Source organism: Emticicia sp. SJ17W-69, from assembly GCF_051209875.1.
Lineage (GTDB): Bacteria > Bacteroidota > Bacteroidia > Cytophagales > Spirosomataceae > Emticicia.
Genome location: NZ_JBNTQY010000001.1, coordinates 3,973,938 through 3,994,275, shown reverse-complemented (window position 1 = coordinate 3,994,275; position 20,338 = coordinate 3,973,938). Strand labels below are relative to the sequence as shown.

The following is a 20,338-nucleotide window of genomic DNA, read 5'->3' as shown; positions in this document are numbered from 1 at the left end:
TTTTAATGGATCTTATATCGAAAATAGGTGTACTTTTTTACCATAAATACCTACACATCTCACATTTTTTTTGCTGCAAAAAGATGTTTTACTTGGCTTACTTATTCACATAAGTTTGTCAAGGCTCCTTTATTTTTTGTCTTATTTTTAATAAAATATCAAGTATTTTCTCAAAATCCAATTACTGGAAATCAAGGTTTTCAGGTACTTACCGAAGGGAATTTTACCTCAACGGGGTCTCATCATATTCATGGACCATTGGCAGTTGGAGGAAATTTGGTTATAAATTCGAGTGTTGGTGAAATAAACATGGATGCAACTGGAAGTTATGTTTTTCCAGGCGATGGCTCTACTACAACAGGTTTGTTAGTAAAGGGCGGTATTACATGGACTGCTGGGTATCTCAGAGTGTTAAACAGTAAATATATTCATATAGGAAGTAGCACTGGTTCGCTTTCAGGAGATAACGGTACCAATAGTGCCACTCAGGTATATCCTACGAGTACAGCATATAATAATGCTAAACGGATAGAAGGTACAATAGACCAAACTCCAAGCCCCGCAGTTTTTCAGACCATTGGATTTGATTTTACTACTTTATTTAATACTTATCGCACTAAAGCTTCAACAATGGCAGCGAGTGCAAATAATGTTCAACTTTACAATACAAGTAATGTTGCAATTTCAGGCAACAATGTTACTTCCTCACAAAGTGTTAGGATAAACTCATTGATAACTGGGATAAATTATTTGGATTTAACTACTACTTCATTAACGAATATTTCAGAATTAGTTTTTAATGAACAACCAAGTGCATCGCAAATACTTATCATAAGCGTACCGATTTCAGCAAATTATACGTGGAATAATGTAAATATGACTGGCTTAGGTGGTTCAACTAATGGTCCATATATTCTTTGGAATTTTTATGGTACTACAAGTTATAATTTAACAATTAATCAGGCATCTTTAGTGGTGGGAACAGTGTTCGCACCAAATATGAATGTCATCAAAACAGGTACAGGAGATATTGATGGGAATTTGATTGCTAAAACGGCACAGTTAGGAACAGGAGAAATTCATAATTATCAGTTTGAAGGAAACCTGAGTTGTGTAGCACCTATAATTGCAGCAAGCTCAAACTCACCCGTAGTGACAGGAAGTCCTCTTAATTTAGTTTCAGGTTCAAATTCTGGCACCTCTTATGCTTGGACAGGGCCTTCGAGTTTTACGTCTGCTTCTCAAAACCCAACTCTTTCGAGTGCTACTACTGCCATGAGTGGTATTTATACCGTAACTGTGTCGGTGACAGGTGGTTGTACAGCAACAGCAACTACGAGTGTAACGGTTTCAAGTTCAACGACTGGTGTTTGTTTAACAGCTAATTCAAGTTTTGAAAATGGGATTTTTGCTAATTTCACAACATCCAATACTAATATTAATGGTGTTTTAACAACTTATGGCGGGAGTCAGGCAGTATATTTAACAGGAGACCCAGGTGGAAATAATATCCCTAATTTGCCATTACCCAACTATACTTTTGATACAGGATATTGGGTTGATGCCACAACAAATGGTGGCTTGGGAGCTAAAGATGGCAATCGTTTGTTTGCTTTTCCATCCGATGCAGGTGAAGGAAGGTGTTTGTTTCCTAATTCAGGAATGGGCTTTACCCATGCAACCAATAGTTGTTATAGAGTTTGCTTGTGGGTGGCACAATTTGACCCAACTAATCCGAATGCCAATGTATCTTCAGAATATCGTTTTGAGTATGAAGATAGCTATGGAAGTACAGACCCTGGTATTACGTCCAATTATTCAATTACTCCAAGTTCCATTTCCGAAAGTGGTTCATTTAATTCTATTTCTTGGAATCTTCCAGCATCAACCAATGTAAAAACTACTACAGGGGTTACCTATACAGGTGCTGCCGGGCAAGTTGTTGATTGGAAGACGCTTAATTGGCAACAGATCTGTTTAAATTTTACTGCTTATGTTGATATTTCTCGTTTAAAAATTTATAATTCTTCAGGAAATCCCTACAATGGTATTGCACTTGATGGTTTTTGTATTACTCAAACTTGTATCGTCTGCTCTAACGTAACAGCTGGAGGTACAATTGGCTCAAATCAGACGATTTGTACTTCTGGAAATCCAGCTGCATTTACAAGTTCAGTTGCTGCCTCTGGTGGTTCGGGTACTATTCAATATCAATGGGAAAAAAGTATTGATGGTGGTATAACGTGGGTAGATATTGTAGGTGCTACAAGTGCTACTTATGACGAACCTAACACAGTTACAATAACTACACAATACAGAAGAAAAGCAATGAGTAGCACTTGTACAACATATGGAGCTACTTCAAATACGATAACTGTAACAATCGTTTCAAGTAATGCAGCAACTGCGAGTTCTAATTCTCCAATAACAGCTGGTGGCACAATCAATTTAACATCAATTGGTGGAGGAACTTATGCTTGGTCGGGGCCATCAAGTTTTACTTCAACCCAACAAAACCCAAGTCTTTCAAGTGCAACAACTGCAATGGCAGGGGTATATACTGTGACTGTAACAAATAGTGGTTGTACGTCAACCGCTACAACTAATGTTGTTGTTAATGTAGCTTTTAGTTGTTCGGGTGGTTGTACCTCTTCAAATATGGTAGTAAACTCTCATTTTGAAAATGATATGAGTGGTTGGACAGCATCAAATGGACAATTAACAATTGGTGGTGGTGGAACATATGGTGATTTTTTGGAAGTGAATGTTGGAGATTTGACAGGAACATATACTGCCTATCAAGATGTTGCCTTCGGTGCTAATGCACCTTATAAATTTACTGCTTATGTTGCAAAACATGGTGTGAATAACTTGCCAAAAATGTATTTAGAGTTTTATAATGGAACAACATATCTCTCTAAAACGGCTGATTTTAATGTTACAAAAAATTATGATGGGACTTTCCAGCTTGCAAGTTTTGAAGGAAATACACCTGCTAATACAACTAAGATTCGTATTGTTGGTTGGACACAAAATAATGCTCTAAAATTTGACAATTTGAGTCTTGTTGGGTGTACAACTTGTTTTTTAATGACGCCAGCATCATCAAGCATTTGTGTTGGCCAAAGTGCGACACTTACAGTTAGTAATTGTACAGGAACTGTTACATGGAATACAGGAGCAACTGGGACAACTATTACGGTTAATCCAACCACAACGACAACCTATACTGCAACTTGTAATAATACGACAAACTTACTTACAAACCCAGGATTTGAGACAGGTAGTTTATCGTCTTGGACTAACTGGAACTATACAACTATTACCTCGACAGCAAGCGAAAAATATAATGGAACTTATGGTGCAAAAATAACTGCTTCATCGGCTGGAGGTGGTTTTGCTCAAAATTATTCGGCTGTTGCTGGAGAAAGCTTTACACTGAAAGCCTGGGCAAAAGTGAGTAGTACTACACCTTGGTCTGGGTTTGGTGTTAAATTTCTTAACTCTTCAGGAACAAGCCTATCTGACGTAAGCACTGAAGTAAATACTACAACATTTCAAGAGTTTACAGTAAACAATACTGCTCCGGCTGGAACAACTACTGTACAGATTTATGCTTGGACAGACCCTTCGACAATACTGTACATTGATAATTTTACCTTAATTAAAAGTTCAGATGTTACGACTGCTACTGCAACTGTAACAGTCAATACAGCCCCAACAATCACAGCTACTGGTGATACAGAGTGTGTTGGAGGAACGATTACTTTAGGTACAACAGGCGGTGGTACGTACTCGTGGGTTGGCCCAGCTTCTTTCACTTCGACTCTTCAGAACCCCACCAGAGCATCAGCGACTTCGGGAATGGCGGGAATTTATACGGTTACTGTTACTGCTGCCAATGGTTGTACAGCTTCGGCAACAGCAAATGTTATAATTAATAGTGGAACTACACCAACAGCTACGGTAGTAAGTACTGGTTGTACAGGTTCAACGGGAAGTATAACAGTAACAAATTTGCCAGATGGATATTCCACAAATATCAATGGTGGTGCATGGACACAATATAAAAATAGCTATGTTGATTTAGCTGCAGGAACATATTCAATTGGCTATCAAGGAGGAGGGTGTAATATCTATGCTAACTTTACGGTTGCAACTTCTACTGACAATCCTTTATTGAGTTTGGCTAAAACTGACCCTACTTGTTCGACAACTGGGAGCATCACAGTAACTGGTAGTGGAGGAACTACAGGCTTAGGTGATGCAACTTATCAACTATGGTATGGGATTACTGGTACTAGTGTTTCAAATTTAACATCAAATGCTAATTATCCGAATAGCCCTTCACTGTCAACATTTGTAGGTATTGCAGAAGGATATGAAAATTCAATTGATAATTTTGGTGGAAAAATCTCAGGTTATATTGTTCCACCAACAACAGGAACATATTATTTTTGGGTAGCTTCTGACGATTATAGCGAATTTTGGGGAAGTGGAGATGCCAATCCTGCTAATAAAACACTGTTAGCAAGTGTTTCTGGATATACAGGTTATAGAGAATGGAATAAATATGCCTCTCAAAAATCAGTAGCGGTTAGCCTTAATGCAGGGCAAATTTATTATTTTGAGGTTTTGTATAAAGAAGGCGGTGGCGGTGATAATATCTCATTAGGTTGGTCAAAGCCTGGTGAAGCAACAACTGCTCCGAGTGAAGTTATACCAGGTAAATACCTCAGACCGAATATTGCAAGTTCGACAACTACTCCAGTCTATCAATACAAACTGAATAGCGGAGCTTTCCAAACAAGTAATACTTTTACTGGCTTATCGGCTGGAACATATACAGTTACAATTCAAGATGCAGGAGGTTGTACAGCTACTACTTCAATTACTTTGGCTGTTACTGGTGGTATTACAGCACCAACAGGTACTGGAGCGAGCCGTTGTGGCACAGGAACATTGACTTTATCTGCTTCGGGTTGTACTGGTACTTACAATTGGTACTCGGCAACTACAGGAGGAACAAGTCTTGGTACTGGTTCAACATACACAACACCAAGTATTTCAGCTACAACAACTTACTACGTTGATTGTACAGTAAGTACATGTATAAGTACTCGTGCATCCGTAATAGCGACTATCAATGCCACCCCATCAGCCCCAACAGGTACAGGAGCAAGTCGTTGTGGTACAGGAACAGTATCATTGTCAGCATCTGGCTGTCCAGGAACTTATAACTGGTACGCTACTTCCACTGGAGGAACAAGCCTTGGTACAGGAACGACTTATACAACACCAAGTATTTCGGCTACGACAACATACTATGTAGATTGTACTGTAAGTACTTGTACAGGCACTCGTGCATCCGTAGTGGCGACTATCAATACGCCGCCGTCGGCCCCAATAGGTACAGGAGGAAGTCTTTGTGGAACAGGAACGGTGACATTATCAGCATCTGGCTGTACAGGAACTTATAACTGGTATTCAGCCTCAACAGGAGGGACAAGTCTTGGTACTGGTTCAACATATACAACTCCAAGTATTTCATCTACAACTACATATTATGTTGATTGTACTGTAAGTACTTGTATAAGTACAAGAGCATCAGTGGTAGCGACTATCAATACCACACCATCAGCACCAACAGGTACAGGAACAAGTCTTTGTGGAACAGGAACAGCAACATTATCAGCATCAGGATGTACAGGCACCTACAATTGGTATTCAGCCTCAACAGGAGGAACAAGTCTTGGTACTGGTTCAACATACTCAACACCTAATATTTCATCTACAACAACTTATTATGTTGATTGTACAGTAGGTGCTTGTTTAAGTACTCGAACATCAGTTGTAGCTACTGTCAATGTCACCCCATCAGTACCAACAGGTACAGGAGGAAGTCGCTGTGGTACAGGAACAGTATCATTGTCAGCATCTGGCTGTGCAGGAACTTATAACTGGTACGCTGCTTCCACTGGAGGAACAAGCCTTGGTACAGGAACGACTTATACAACACCAAGTATTTCGGCTACGACAACTTACTATGTAGATTGTAATGTAAGTGGATGTATCAGCTCACGAGCATCGGCAGTTGCTACAATTAATACTCAAATCGACCCCACTGGAGGAGGCAGTCGTTGTGGTATTGGAACAGTTGTACTTACAGGAAGTGGCTGTTCAGGAACATACAATTGGTATAATGTAGCATCAGGAGGTACAAGTTTAGGGTCGAGTGCTACTTATACAACTCCAAGTTTGTCGACCACTACAAACTACTATGTTTCTTGTACAATTGGTAGTTGTACAGGTAATCGTGTGGTGGCTACAGCAACAATTAATCCTGTCCCTACAGCAACAGCCTCATCAAATAGTCCAATTATTGTTGGAGGAACACTGAATTTGTTTTCAGATGGTGGAGATACCTACGCTTGGTCTGGACCAAATAGCTTTTACTCTGTTCAGCAAAATATTTCTATGGAATCAGTCGTGAGTACAATGGCTGGTATTTATAGTGTGACAGTTACTTCTAATGGTTGTTCAGCTACAGCAACCACAAGTGTTGTAATGAATAATTATGATCCAGGTGATATTGATTGTAGCTTAGTATCGACATTAAATTTTGCTAATCCGACTCTTATCTCAGGGACTGCTTTAGCCGATAATGCAAAGTATCGTTTCAGTAATGTTACCTCAGGAACCGATGCAATTGTTACAATTGTAAGTAGAACGCATTCAGATATAGCGATTGTTGATTTCGATATTCCAGCAGCAAGTTATGGAGGATATGATGCAGCTTTTCAGCCAATGATTGATTATAACTGGATAAATAGTAATGGTACTTTTGATACTCCAGGTGAAAAGTCAATAACTTTTAAATTTGATTTTGTCGTAGCTGGAACAAATACACCAAAATCAATTCCCAACCTTCTTGCCACAGGATTAGATATTGATGGAAGTACTGATGAGGTAAGAGAGTTTATACAAGCAGGTGGCTACCAAAGCTATCAAGTACAAACACCGTCTTCATTGACTTTAAGTGGTGCTTTGAAGGCAAAAGGACCTTTGACAACTTATACAGGTATCAATGAGTTAGCTCTTGATGCCATGATTTCTTATGGCTATATCAACTCATCAAGTATAACAGTTACTTATGGTGGTGATTGGAATGGTAGTACCGCTGGCTTTGGGGATACTGCCCCTGGAAATAGTGATGAAAAACGTTTAAACTCACTATATTTTAAATGTTATAACTTTAATACAACGGTGTGTGCGTTACCATTAGCAGCACCGACAACTACGGGAGCAACTCGTTGTGGAAATGGAACAGTAACACTTACAGCAAGTGGTTGCACAGGAAATTATTATTGGTATACTGCCAGTACAGGGGGCTTAGCTGTTGGTATTGGCAGCAGTTTCACAACTCCAAGTTTATCTACAACTACTACTTATTATGTAGAATGTAATGCGGTTGGTTGTACAAGCCCTCGTACCTCGGCCGTTGCTACTGTCAACGCAAATCCTGTTGTAACAATTACTGGTGATACAGAGTGTGTTGGAAAAACAATCAATCTTGCGTCAACTGGTGGGGGAACATATTCTTGGAGTGGGCCAAATTCATTTACTTCATCAGTACAAAATCCGATACTTACCAATGCTATTGCATCAATGGCTGGAGTTTATACGCTGACTGTAACAAATGCTAATGCTTGTACTACAACGGCTACAACCAATGTAATAGTAAATAGTTTACCAACTCTTACTGTCACAGGTGATACAGAGTGTGTTGGTGGTACAATTAATCTTGCCTCGACTGGTGGAGGGACTTATGCTTGGAGTGGGCCAAATGCGTTTTCTTCTGCGTTACAAAATCCTATAATTACGAATGCCACCACTGCGATGGCAGGTATTTATACCCTCACTGTAACAAATGCAAGTGGCTGTACTGCTACCATAACTACAAATGTAATCGTAAATACAATACCATCAGCACCAACTACAACCAGTAATGGTCGATGTGGAACAGGAACTGTAACTTTATCAGCAAGTGGTTGCAGTGGTACTTATACTTGGTATAGTGCTGCTACTGGTGGAACAAACTTAGGCACAGGAGCAACATATACGACACCAAGTATTTCGACAACTACTAATTATTATGTAGATTGTACAGTGAATAATTGCTCAAGTTCTACTCGTAGTACAGCTATTGCTACCGTGGCATCAGCTATTTCTATAAATACTTCTCCTACAAGTTTTTCAGAATGTATTGGAGGTACCGGTTCTCTAAGCGTAATTGCTTCTGGTGGAAGCCCAAGTTTGACCTATCAATGGCAATCAAGTTCGGATAATGTTACTTTTACAAATATTTCTGGGCAAACATCAACAGTTTATGTCCCATCTTCATCAAGTGCAGGAACAAACTATTATAAAGTTATAGTTAGTGCAAGTAGCACTGGTTGCTCGAGTGTAACAAGTTCAGTCGCAATAGTTAATATCATTGCCGCACCAACAGTAAGTGTAACGGCAAGTAATGGGACGATTTGTGCAGGCGGTACTTCAATCTTGACAGCCAATGTGGTTGGAGGTACAGGCACGACAAGTTATCAATGGCAATTAAGTAGTGATAATATAAGTTTTACTAATATTTCAGGAGCAACCTCAGTAAGCTATACAACTCCCGCATTAAGTTCAACGACATATTATAAAGTAATTATTACCCAAACAGGAAATGGTTGTGGCAGTGTAACAAGTACAGCCTCAACGATCACCGTAGTAGCCGCACCAACAATAAGTGTATCAGCAAGCAATGGAACCATTTGTACAGGTGGTACTTCAATCTTGACAGCCAATGTGGTTGGAGGCACAGGCACGACAAGTTATCAATGGCAATTAAGTAGTGATAATGTAAATTTTTCAAATATATCAGGAGCGACTTCAGTAACATATACAACTTCAGCATTAAGTTCAACGACATATTATAAAGTAATTATTACTCAAACAGGAAATGGTTGTGGCAGTGTAACAAGTAGTGCTTCAACTATAACAGTAGTGGCAGCACCAACAGTAAGTGTATCAGCGAGTAATGGGACGATTTGTACAGGTGGTACTTCAGTTTTGACAGCCAATGTGGTTGGAGGTACAGGCACGACAAGTTATCAATGGCAATTAAGTAGTGATAATATAAGTTTTACTAATATTTCAGGAGCAACCTCAGTAACATATACAACTTCAGCATTAAGTTCAACGACATATTATAAAGTAATTATTACTCAAACAGGAAATGGATGTGGTAGTGTAACAAGTAGTGCTTCAACAATAACCGTAGTAGCCGCACCAACAGTAAGTGTCACAGCAAGTAATGGAGCAATTTGTACAGGTGGTACCTCAATCTTGACAGCCAATGTGGTTGGAGGTACAGGCACGACAAGTTATCAATGGCAATTAAGTAGTGATAATATAAGTTTTACTAATATTTCAGGAGCAACTTCAGTAACATATACAACACCATCATTAAGTTCGACAACATATTATAAAGTAATTATTACCCAAACAGGGAATGGTTGTGGCAGTGTAACAAGTACAGCGTCAACGATAACTGTAGTGGCACCACCAACAGTGAGTGTTTCAGCAAGTAATGGGACGATTTGTATTGGTGGTACTTCAATCTTGACAGCCAATGTAGTTGGTGGTTCAGGTACAACGACTTATCAATGGCAATCAAGTAGTGATAATGTAAGTTTTACTAATATATCAGGGGCGACATCTGTAACATATACAACTTCAGCATTAAGTTCAACGACATATTATAAAGTAATTATTACTCAAACAGGAAATGGTTGTGGCAGTGTAACAAGTGCAGCTTCAACGATAACTGTATTACCAGCACCAACAGTAAGTGTCACAGTAAGCAATGGAACCATTTGTACAGGTGGTACTTCAATCTTGACAGCCAATGTAGTTGGTGGTTCAGGTACAACGACTTATCAATGGCAATCAAGTAGTGATAATATAAGTTTTTCAAATATTTCAGGAGCAACTTCAGTAACATATACAACTTCAACATTAAGTTCAACGACATATTACAAAGTAATTATTACCCAAACAGGGAATGGATGTGGTAGTGTAACAAGTAGTGCTTCAACGATAACAGTAGTGGCAGCACCAACAGTAAGTGTCACAGCAAGTAATGGAACCATTTGTGCAGGTGGTACCTCGGTCTTAACAGCAACTGTAGTAGGTGGGACAGGTACAACGACTTATCAATGGCAATCAAGTAGTGATAATGTAAGTTTTTCAAATATATCAGGGGCGACATCAGTAACATATATAACCCCAGTATTAAGTTCGACGACTTACTATAAAGTTATTATTACCCAAACAGGTAGCGGTTGTGGTTCAGTTACATCCAGTGCCTCAACGATAACAGTATTACCAGACCCGACAGTAAGTGTCACAGTAAGCAATGGAACCATTTGTACAGGTGGTACTTCAATCTTGACAGCCAATGTGGTTGGAGGTACAGGTACAACGACTTACCAATGGCAATCAAGTAATGATAATGTAAGTTTTACTAATATTTCAGGAGCAACTTCAGTAACATACACAACACCATCATTAAGTTCGACAACATATTATAAAGTAATTATTACTCAAACAGGGAATGGTTGTGGCAGTGTAACAAGTACAGCTTCAACGATAACTGTATTACCAGATCCGACAGTAAGTGTAACGGCAAGTAATGGGACGATTTGTGTAAGTGGTACCTCAGTCTTGACAGCCAATGTGGTTGGTGGGACAGGTACAACGACTTACCAATGGCAATCAAGTAGTGATAATGTAAGTTTTTCAAATATTTCAGGAGCAACCTCAGTAACATATACAACTTCAACATTAAGTTCAACGACATATTACAAAGTAATTATTACCCAAACAGGGAATGGATGTGGTAGTGTAACAAGTACAGCTTCAACGATAACAGTAGTGGCAGCACCAACAGTAAGTGTATCAGCGAGTAATGGGACCATTTGTGCAGGTGGTACTTCAGTTTTGACAGCCAATGTGGTTGGTGGGACAGGTACAACGACTTATCAATGGCAATCAAGTAGTGATAATGTAAGTTTTTCAAATATTTCAGGAGCAACCTCAGTAACATATACAACTTCAGCATTAAGTTCAACGACATATTACAAAGTAATTATTACCCAAACAGGGAATGGATGTGGTAGTGTAACAAGTACAGCTTCAACGATAACAGTAGTGGCAGCACCAACAGTAAGTGTATCAGCAAGTAATGGAACCATTTGTGCAGGTGGTACCTCGGTCTTAACAGCAACTGTAGTAGGAGGTACAGGTACAACGACTTACCAATGGCAATCAAGTAATGATAATGTAAGTTTTACTAATATTTCAGGAGCAACTTCAGTAACATACACAACACCATCATTAAGTTCGACAACATATTATAAAGTAATTATTACCCAAACAGGGAATGGTTGTGGCAGTGTAACAAGTAGTGCTTCAACGATAACAGTAGTGGCAGCACCAACAGTAAGTGTCACAGCAAGTAATGGAACAATTTGTACAGGTGGTACTTCAATCTTGACAGCCAATGTGGTTGGAGGCACAGGTACAACGACTTATCAATGGCAATCAAGTAGTGATAATATAAGTTTTTCAAATATTTCAGGAGCAACTTCAGTAACATATACAACTTCAACATTAAGTTCAACGACATATTACAAAGTAATTATTACCCAAACAGGGAATGGTTGTGGCAGTGTAACAAGTACAGCTTCAACGATAACAGTAGTGGCAGCACCAACAGTAAGTGTTTCAGCAAGTAATGGAACAATTTGTATTGGTGGTACCTCAGTCTTGACAGCCAATGTGGTTGGAGGTACAGGTACAACGACTTACCAATGGCAATCAAGTAATGATAATGTAAGTTTTACTAATATTTCAGGAGCAACTTCAGTAACATACACAACACCATCATTAAGTTCGACAACATATTATAAAGTAATTATTACTCAAACAGGGAATGGTTGTGGCAGTGTAACAAGTACAGCTTCAACGATAACTGTATTACCAGATCCGACAGTAAGTGTAACGGCAAGTAATGGGACGATTTGTGTAAGTGGTACTTCAGTTTTGACAGCCAATGTGGTTGGAGGTACAGGTACAACGACTTACCAATGGCAATCAAGTAGTGATAATGTAAGTTTTTCAAATATTTCAGGAGCAACTTCAGTAACATATACAACTTCAACATTAAGTTCAACGACATATTACAAAGTAATTATTACCCAAACAGGGAATGGATGTGGTAGTGTAACAAGTAGTGCTTCAACGATAACAGTAGTGGCAGCACCAACAGTAAGTGTCACAGCAAGTAATGGAACCATTTGTGCAGGTGGTACCTCGGTCTTAACAGCAACTGTAGTAGGTGGGACAGGTACAACGACTTATCAATGGCAATCAAGTAGTGATAATGTAAGTTTTACTAATATTTCAGGAGCAACCTCTGTAAGCTATACAACTTCATCATTAAGTTCGACAACATATTATAAAGTAATTATTACCCAAACAGGGAATGGTTGTGGTAGTGTAACAAGTGCAGCTTCAACAATAATTGTTAATGCCTTTCCATCAGCACCAGTTACAACATCAGCTAATCGTTGTGGCACTGGTACTGTTGTTTTAACGACTTCTGGCTGTGTGGGTGGAACTGTTTCTTGGTATAATTCAGCAACTGGTGGAAGTGCTTTTGCAACAGGTTTAAGTTATACAACACCTTCTTTAACGGCTCCAAGTTCTGTTAGTTACTATGTAGAATGTTCCACAAATGGTTGTGTAAGTACCTCACGTAATATTGTTACAGCAACAGCTAACATAATACCAACTGCGACTGCTATTTCTAATTATCCAATTTTGGGAGGAACACTTAATCTATCTGCTACTGGTGGTGATACTTATTCTTGGAGTGGACCAAATAATTTCACTTCTACTTTGCAAGAGGAGTCTATTGCTCCAGTAACTGCTTCAATGCAAGGAACGTATACTGTTACAGTAACCGTTAATGGATGTACCGCAACAGCGACTACCAGTATGACAATTTCATCAAGCAATAACCCTGGTGGAATTGATTGTAGTTTGATTCCAACACTCTCTTTTACAAACCCTACACTTATTTCTGGCACTGCTGGGGCAGATAATGCTCAATATCGCTTTAGTAATGTTACAGGTGGAACTGATGCGATTGTGACGATCGTAAGTAGGACACATTCAGATATTACAGTGGTAGATTTAGATATTCCTGCGTCCACTTATGGAGGTTATGATGCTGCCATGCAGCCAATAATTGATTATAACTGGATAAATAGTAATGGTACGTTTGATGCTTCGGGTGAAAGATCAGTTACTTTTAAAATTGATTTTGTGGTTTCAGGAACAACCACCCCTAAAGTTATTCCAAATGTTGTTGCAACAGGATTAGATATTGATGGTAGTGGTACTGAAGTAAGAGAATTTATACAGTCGTCAGGATTTCAAAGCCATGAAGTGCAAAACCCTACATCTTTGACTTTGAGTGGTTCTTTAAAAGCAAAAGGGCCGTTAACTACTTATACAGGAATCAATGAACTGGCATATGATGCTATGATTTCTTATGCTTACATCAATACAAGTAGTATTACAATCACTTATGGTGCAGATTGGAATGGTAGTACATCTGGTTTTGCAGATAATACAAACCCAACTTTAAGTGATGAAAGACGTTTAAATTCACTTTATTTTAAGTGTTATGATTTAAATAATAGTACTTGTGATTTAGTACTTGCTCCGCCTACACCCAATGCAGGAAATAGATGTGGTACAGGAACTGTTACGCTTTCAGCGAGTGGATGTACAGGTACTTATACATGGTATAATGTTTCTACAGGAGGAGCATCCATTGCTACTGGAAGTAGTTTTATTACACCAAGTATCTCAAGTTCTACAACTTATTATGTTGAATGTACTGCGGTTGGATGTACCAGTTCACGTGCATCTGTAATTGCTACGGTTTATGTAATTCCTTCCGCACCAACTGTTACAGGTGGCAGTAATTGTGGAACAGGATCAGTTACACTTTCAGCAAGTGGCTGTTCTGGCGGAACAGTTCAATGGTATTCATCGCAAACAGGCACGACGTTGTTAGCCTCAGGTACAAGTTTTAGTGTAGCATCATTGGCAAATAGCACTGTTTATTTCGCCGCATGTACTAATTCAAATGGGTGTGTTAGTACAAGTCGAAATTATGGCGTTGCAACCATCAATCCTATTCCACAAGCTGAATTATCAAGTGTCAACCCTACTTGCTTGGGTATGCAGTCAGTTAGTAATGGGAAATTGCTACTCAATAAATTTGAAGGATCTGATTTATTTTCATATAACGTTGGCTCAACTTATAACTCAAGTTCTGCCACTGCTTTTACTTCAATTCCGACGAATGGAGAACTTCTAACTGGAATTTCAGACCCAGGTACCAGTATTAGTTATACCGTAAGAATTAAAAATGCCGAAAATTGTACAATTGATAGAACCTTAACAATTGTAAAACAATGTGGCGTCTGCCCAGTCAGTTACTGCGAACCTCCTACCAATATAGTGAAAACTAAGTAATAAATGCTCAAAAATGTGCCCTAAAAAAGAATTATCGAGCGATATTTCTTTTTTGGCATAATGATTGCAGTGTAAAAATTATTAAGCGGTAACGTTTTTGCTTTCTACTAATAAAACATAAATATTAAGACAAAGAAATGACTTTGTTGAATAAATATTGGATTTATAGCTCTATTACAGAACTTCTTGTGAATAGTCGCATACGAATGAGTATCGCTGCTATTCTTTCTTTGTTTAAACGCATCTCTACACAATTTTTTTTAAAAACAATTATAAATGTTTCAAATTATCACAATCAGTTGAGAAGGGTGATTTTAAAACATAGTGGCATACAAGCAACCAACCCATATATAATAAATTAGGAATCATGAAAAGAAGTGTCCAAAATTTGATTGTAAGGAGGGAATTTTGCAAAAAGACACTATTCTTTTTACCAATTTTCTTGTTCCTTACCATCCACCAGGTTTTTTCCCAAGCTACCCCTTGTGCAAGTCCGATAGTCTATTTTCTTTCAACTGAAAGTGTAAGTAGTTCATCTACAAGCGATGGAAAGATAAAACTTTATGGCGATGTCACTGCGAGTCATAAAATTGTCGTTTCGACTACGGCCCTTGCTGCACCTTCAGGGAATACAGAATTTACTAATGCAGCTTTATTTTCCACATTTACAAATGGCTATATTAAAACCAATGCTCCCAATACAACGCAGACTTACTATATAAGAGTCTATTCGCCTGATGGGACTTGTTATACCGATAAAAGCATTAGTTTTGAGAAAATCAATTTTACTTCAACTCCAACCAAGCCAGATATAGATGTAATCGTAGCTCATAATGGTGGGCAATTTGTAACTAAAAATACAGCTTTTACAACAACTGTTTCTGTCCGAAACCAAGGTACAGCAACTGCAACAGGTCTTGAAGTAACTATCACGATACCTTCTGGAATAACTGTTGGAACAGCAACTGCCTCAGTAGGTACTTATAATGCTGGAACAGGAAAATGGATTATTCCTTCATTAGCAACAGGTACAACTGTTTCATTGACATTTGCTAATACTCAATCTACTACAGAAGGCTTGAAATTTATCACAGCGAATTTAACAGCAGAAACTGAGACAGATTTAGATTCAAGTCCAACGACAACAAATGTAGGTGAGGATGATCAAAGTACAGCCTGTGTTTCCACACCTTATGAATATTGTAATGGAAACACCATTGCTATTACACTGCCTTCTTATACAGGAATAAAATGGTATAAAAATGGTACGCTCATCACAGGCAGTAACAGTGAATATACGCTTAATGCCAATGGCTCATTAACAATTCTTTCAATTGGTGATTATACCTATGAAGTTAATATTAGTGGCACTTCCTGTCCAAGTGGTGGGTGTTGTCCAATTAGAGTAATTGCAGCTCCGCTACCAATTTTAACATTGACACCCTCTCCTGTAAGTTGTTATGGAGGAAGCAATGGTTCAATTGCTGCATCGGCTACAAGTGGTACGACACCTTATGAATTTAGTAAAAATGGAACAACTTTTCAATCAACTGGAGCATTTGGTTCTTTAACTGCAGGAAATTACACAATTACAGCAAAAGATTATTTAGGTTGTACTGCGACTGCAACAACTGTTGTAACACAACCAGCTCTTTTAACTGTTAATGTTACACCAGCAAGTCCATCAATTTGTAATGGTAACTCAACTACGCTTAATGCTTCAGCTACGGGAGGTACAAATCCATATTCATATTTATGGAGTCCAGCAACTGGTTTATCATCAACAACGACTGCCAACCCGACTGCCAATCCAACAACAACTACATTATACACAGTTACTGTAACTGATGGGAATGGTTGTAGTGCAACTTCAACAGTTAATGTAACTGTGAATCCATTAGCAACGATTACGGCCTCGAATGCTACAATCTGTAGTGGAACAGCTCCATCGATAGGAATAAGTTCAAGTGTAGCGAGTACTTATAGTTGGACTGTAGGTACAATTACAGGAGGTATCACAGGAGCGAGTGCAGGCACAGGAGCAACGATCGCACAAACCTTGACCAATCCAAGCAATACATCATCAGGTACAGTTCAATATATAATAACTGCAACAACAACGACAGGCGGATGTACGACAACTGCGAGTGTATTGGTTACAGTCAATCCATTACCAACGATTACAGCCTCGAATGCTACAATCTGTAGTGGGACAGCTCCATCGATAGGCATAAGTTCAAGTGTAGCGAGTACATATAGTTGGACAGTAGGTACAATAACTGGAGGCATCACAGGAGCGAGTGCAGGCACAGGAGCAACGATCGCACAGACTTTGACTAATCCAAGTAGCACAGTAGCAGGCACAGTACAATATATCATTACAGCAACGGCAGGAACAGGCGGATGTACCACAACAGCAAGTGTATTGGTTACAGTAAATCCATTACCAACGATTACAGCCTCGAATGCTGCAATTTGTAGCGGGACAGCTCCATCGATAGGAATAAGTTCAAGTGTAGCGAGTACATATAGTTGGACAGTAGGTACAATTACAGGAGGCATCACAGGAGCGAGTGCAGGCACAGGAGCAACGATCGCACAGACTTTGACTAATCCAAGTAGCACAGTAGCAGGTACAGTACAATATATCATTACAGCAACGGCAGGAACAGGCGGATGTACGACAACTGCGAGTGTATTGGTTACAGTCAATCCAAAACCAACCGTTAGTTTAACAAACCAAACAGTGTGTCAAAATACAAGTTTGACATTGATACCAACAGTGAGTAATGGATCAAGTTTCTTGTGGAGTACAGGAGCAACAAGTTCTACTTTGAGTGTACCCACAGGTACAGTAGGTACAATTAATTATACAGTAACCGTAACAGGTACACCAGGCGGATGTACAGCAACGGCGAGTGCCAGTGTAACTGTAAATCCATTACCAACGATTACAGCCTCGAATGCTGCAATTTGTAGTGGGACAGCCCCATCGATAGGAATAAGTTCAAGTGTAGCGAGTACATATAGTTGGACAGTAGGTACAATAACTGGAGGCATCACAGGAGCGAGTGCAGGCACAGGAGCAACGATCGCACAGACTTTGACTAATCCAAGTAGCACAGTAGCAGGCACAGTACAATATATCATTACAGCAACGGCAGGAACAGGCGGATGTACCACAACAGCAAGTGTATTGGTTACAGTAAATCCATTACCAACGATTACAGCCTCGAATGCTGCAATTTGTAGCGGGACAGCCCCATCGATAGGCATAAGTTCAAGTGTAGCGAGTACATATAGTTGGACAGTAGGTACAATTACAGGAGGCATCACAGGAGCGAGTGCAGGCACAGGAGCAACGATCGCACAGACTTTGACTAATCCAAGTAGCACAGTAGCAGGCACAGTACAATATATCATTACAGCAACGGCAGGAACAGGCGGATGTACGACAACAGCGAGTGTTTTGGTAACCGTGAATCCATTACCAACGATTACAGCCTCGAATGCTGCAATTTGTAGCGGGACAGCTCCATCGATAGGTATAAGTTCAAGTGTAGCGAGTACTTATAGTTGGACAGTAGGTACAATTACAGGAGGCATCACAGGAGCGAGTGCAGGCACAGGAGCAACGATCGCACAGACTTTGACTAATCCAAGTAGCACAGTAGCAGGCACAGTACAATATATCATTACAGCAACGGCAGGAACAGGCGGATGTACGACAACAGCAAGTGTATTGGTTACAGTAAATCCATTACCAACGATTACAGCCTCGAATGCTGCAATTTGTAGCGGGACAGCTCCATCGATAGGAATAAGTTCAAGTGTAGCGAGTACATATAGTTGGACAGTAGGTACAATAACTGGAGGCATCACAGGAGCGAGTGCAGGCACAGGAGCAACGATCGCACAGACTTTGACTAATCCAAGTAGCACAGTAGCAGGCACAGTACAATATATCATTACAGCAACGGCAGGAACAGGCGGATGTACCACAACAGCAAGTGTATTGGTTACAGTAAATCCATTACCAACGATTACAGCCTCGAATGCTGCAATTTGTAGCGGGACAGCTCCATCGATAGGAATAAGTTCAAGTGTAGCGAGTACATATAGTTGGACAGTAGGTACAATTACAGGAGGCATCACAGGAGCGAGTGCAGGCACAGGAGCAACGATCGCACAGACTTTGACTAATCCAAGTAGCACAGTAGCAGGTACAGTACAATATATCATTACAGCAACGGCAGGAACAGGCGGATGTACGACAACTGCGAGTGTATTGGTTACAGTCAATCCAAAACCAACCGTTAGTTTAACAAACCAAACAGTGTGTCAAAATACAAGTTTGACATTGATACCAACAGTGAGTAATGGATCAAGTTTCTTGTGGAGTACAGGAGCAACAAGTTCTACTTTGAGTGTACCCACAGGTACAGTAGGTACAATTAATTATACAGTAACCGTAACAGGTACACCAGGCGGATGTACAGCAACGGCGAGTGCCAGTGTAACTGTAAATCCATTACCAACGATTACAGCCTCGAATGCTGCAATTTGTAGTGGGACAGCCCCATCGATAGGAATAAGTTCAAGTGTAGCGAGTACATATAGTTGGACAGTAGGTACAATAACTGGAGGCATCACAGGAGCGAGTGCAGGCACAGGAGCAACGATCGCACAGACTTTGACTAATCCAAGTAGCACAGTAGCAGGCACAGTACAATATATCATTACAGCAACGGCAGGAACAGGCGGATGTACCACAACAGCAAGTGTATTGGTTACAGTAAATCCATTACCAACGATTACAGCCTCGAATGCTGCAATTTGTAGCGGGACAGCCCCATCGATAGGCATAAGTTCAAGTGTAGCGAGTACATATAGTTGGACATTAGGTACAATAACTGGAGGCATCACAGGGGCGAGTGCAGGCACAGGAGCAACGATCGCACAGACTTTGACTAATCCAAGTAGCACAGTAGCAGGCACAGTACAATATATCATTACAGCAACGGCAGGAACAGGCGGATGTACCACAACATCGAGTGTATTGGTTACAGTCAATCCAATGCCAACAGCTACCCTTACATCTCCAACGATTTGTGCAGGCCAATCAACAACATTAACACCAACTGGATTAAATAGTGCTGCAACATTCTCTTGGAGTACGGGAGCAACAACATCATCAATTACAGTTAATCCAACCGTAACAACATTATATACACTGACTATCAACTCTGGTGCTTCATGTAGTATTACAAAAAGTGTTTGGGTAGAAGTGAATCCAATTCCTAATGCAGAAGTAATCGTTGTAAATGCTGTTTGTTTGGCGAGCGTTTCGAGAGATAATGGAATGCTTATTTTAAATAAATATCGTGATACAGATACAGTAGCTTATGGTTCTCCAATCTCGACAACACCAACCTTTAATAGCATTCCTGCTGGGGGCGTTTTTGCAAATGGTTTATCAAATACTACTACTTCTTATACTGTTCGTGTAAAAAATATATATGGCTGTACGGCTGATATAAATGCACAGACAACGCAAGTGATTTGTGCTTGTCCAGAAGGTTATTGTGAGCCAGCAACGATTACTAAAACGAAGTAATATTTTTTATTTTAATTTTTTTTATAAAAAAATGATTAAGTGGTACAGTTTTTGTCAAAT

General features: G+C 39.6%; 2 protein-coding genes. Both read left to right on the top strand.

Annotation, left to right across the window (positions count from 1 at the left end):
- The first annotated feature begins 27 nt into the window (after window positions 1-27).
- Window positions 28-14,661: a PA14 domain-containing protein gene (locus ACQUQZ_RS16065; protein ID WP_435356044.1), complete on the top strand. Its 14,634-nt coding sequence runs from the start codon at window positions 28-30 to the stop codon at window positions 14,659-14,661.
- 367 nt (window positions 14,662-15,028) lie between these two features.
- Entirely contained in the window at window positions 15,029-20,278 is a 5,250-nt protein-coding gene (locus ACQUQZ_RS16060) for a beta strand repeat-containing protein (RefSeq protein WP_435356043.1), read from the top strand.
- The last annotated feature ends 60 nt before the right edge of the window (window positions 20,279-20,338 follow it).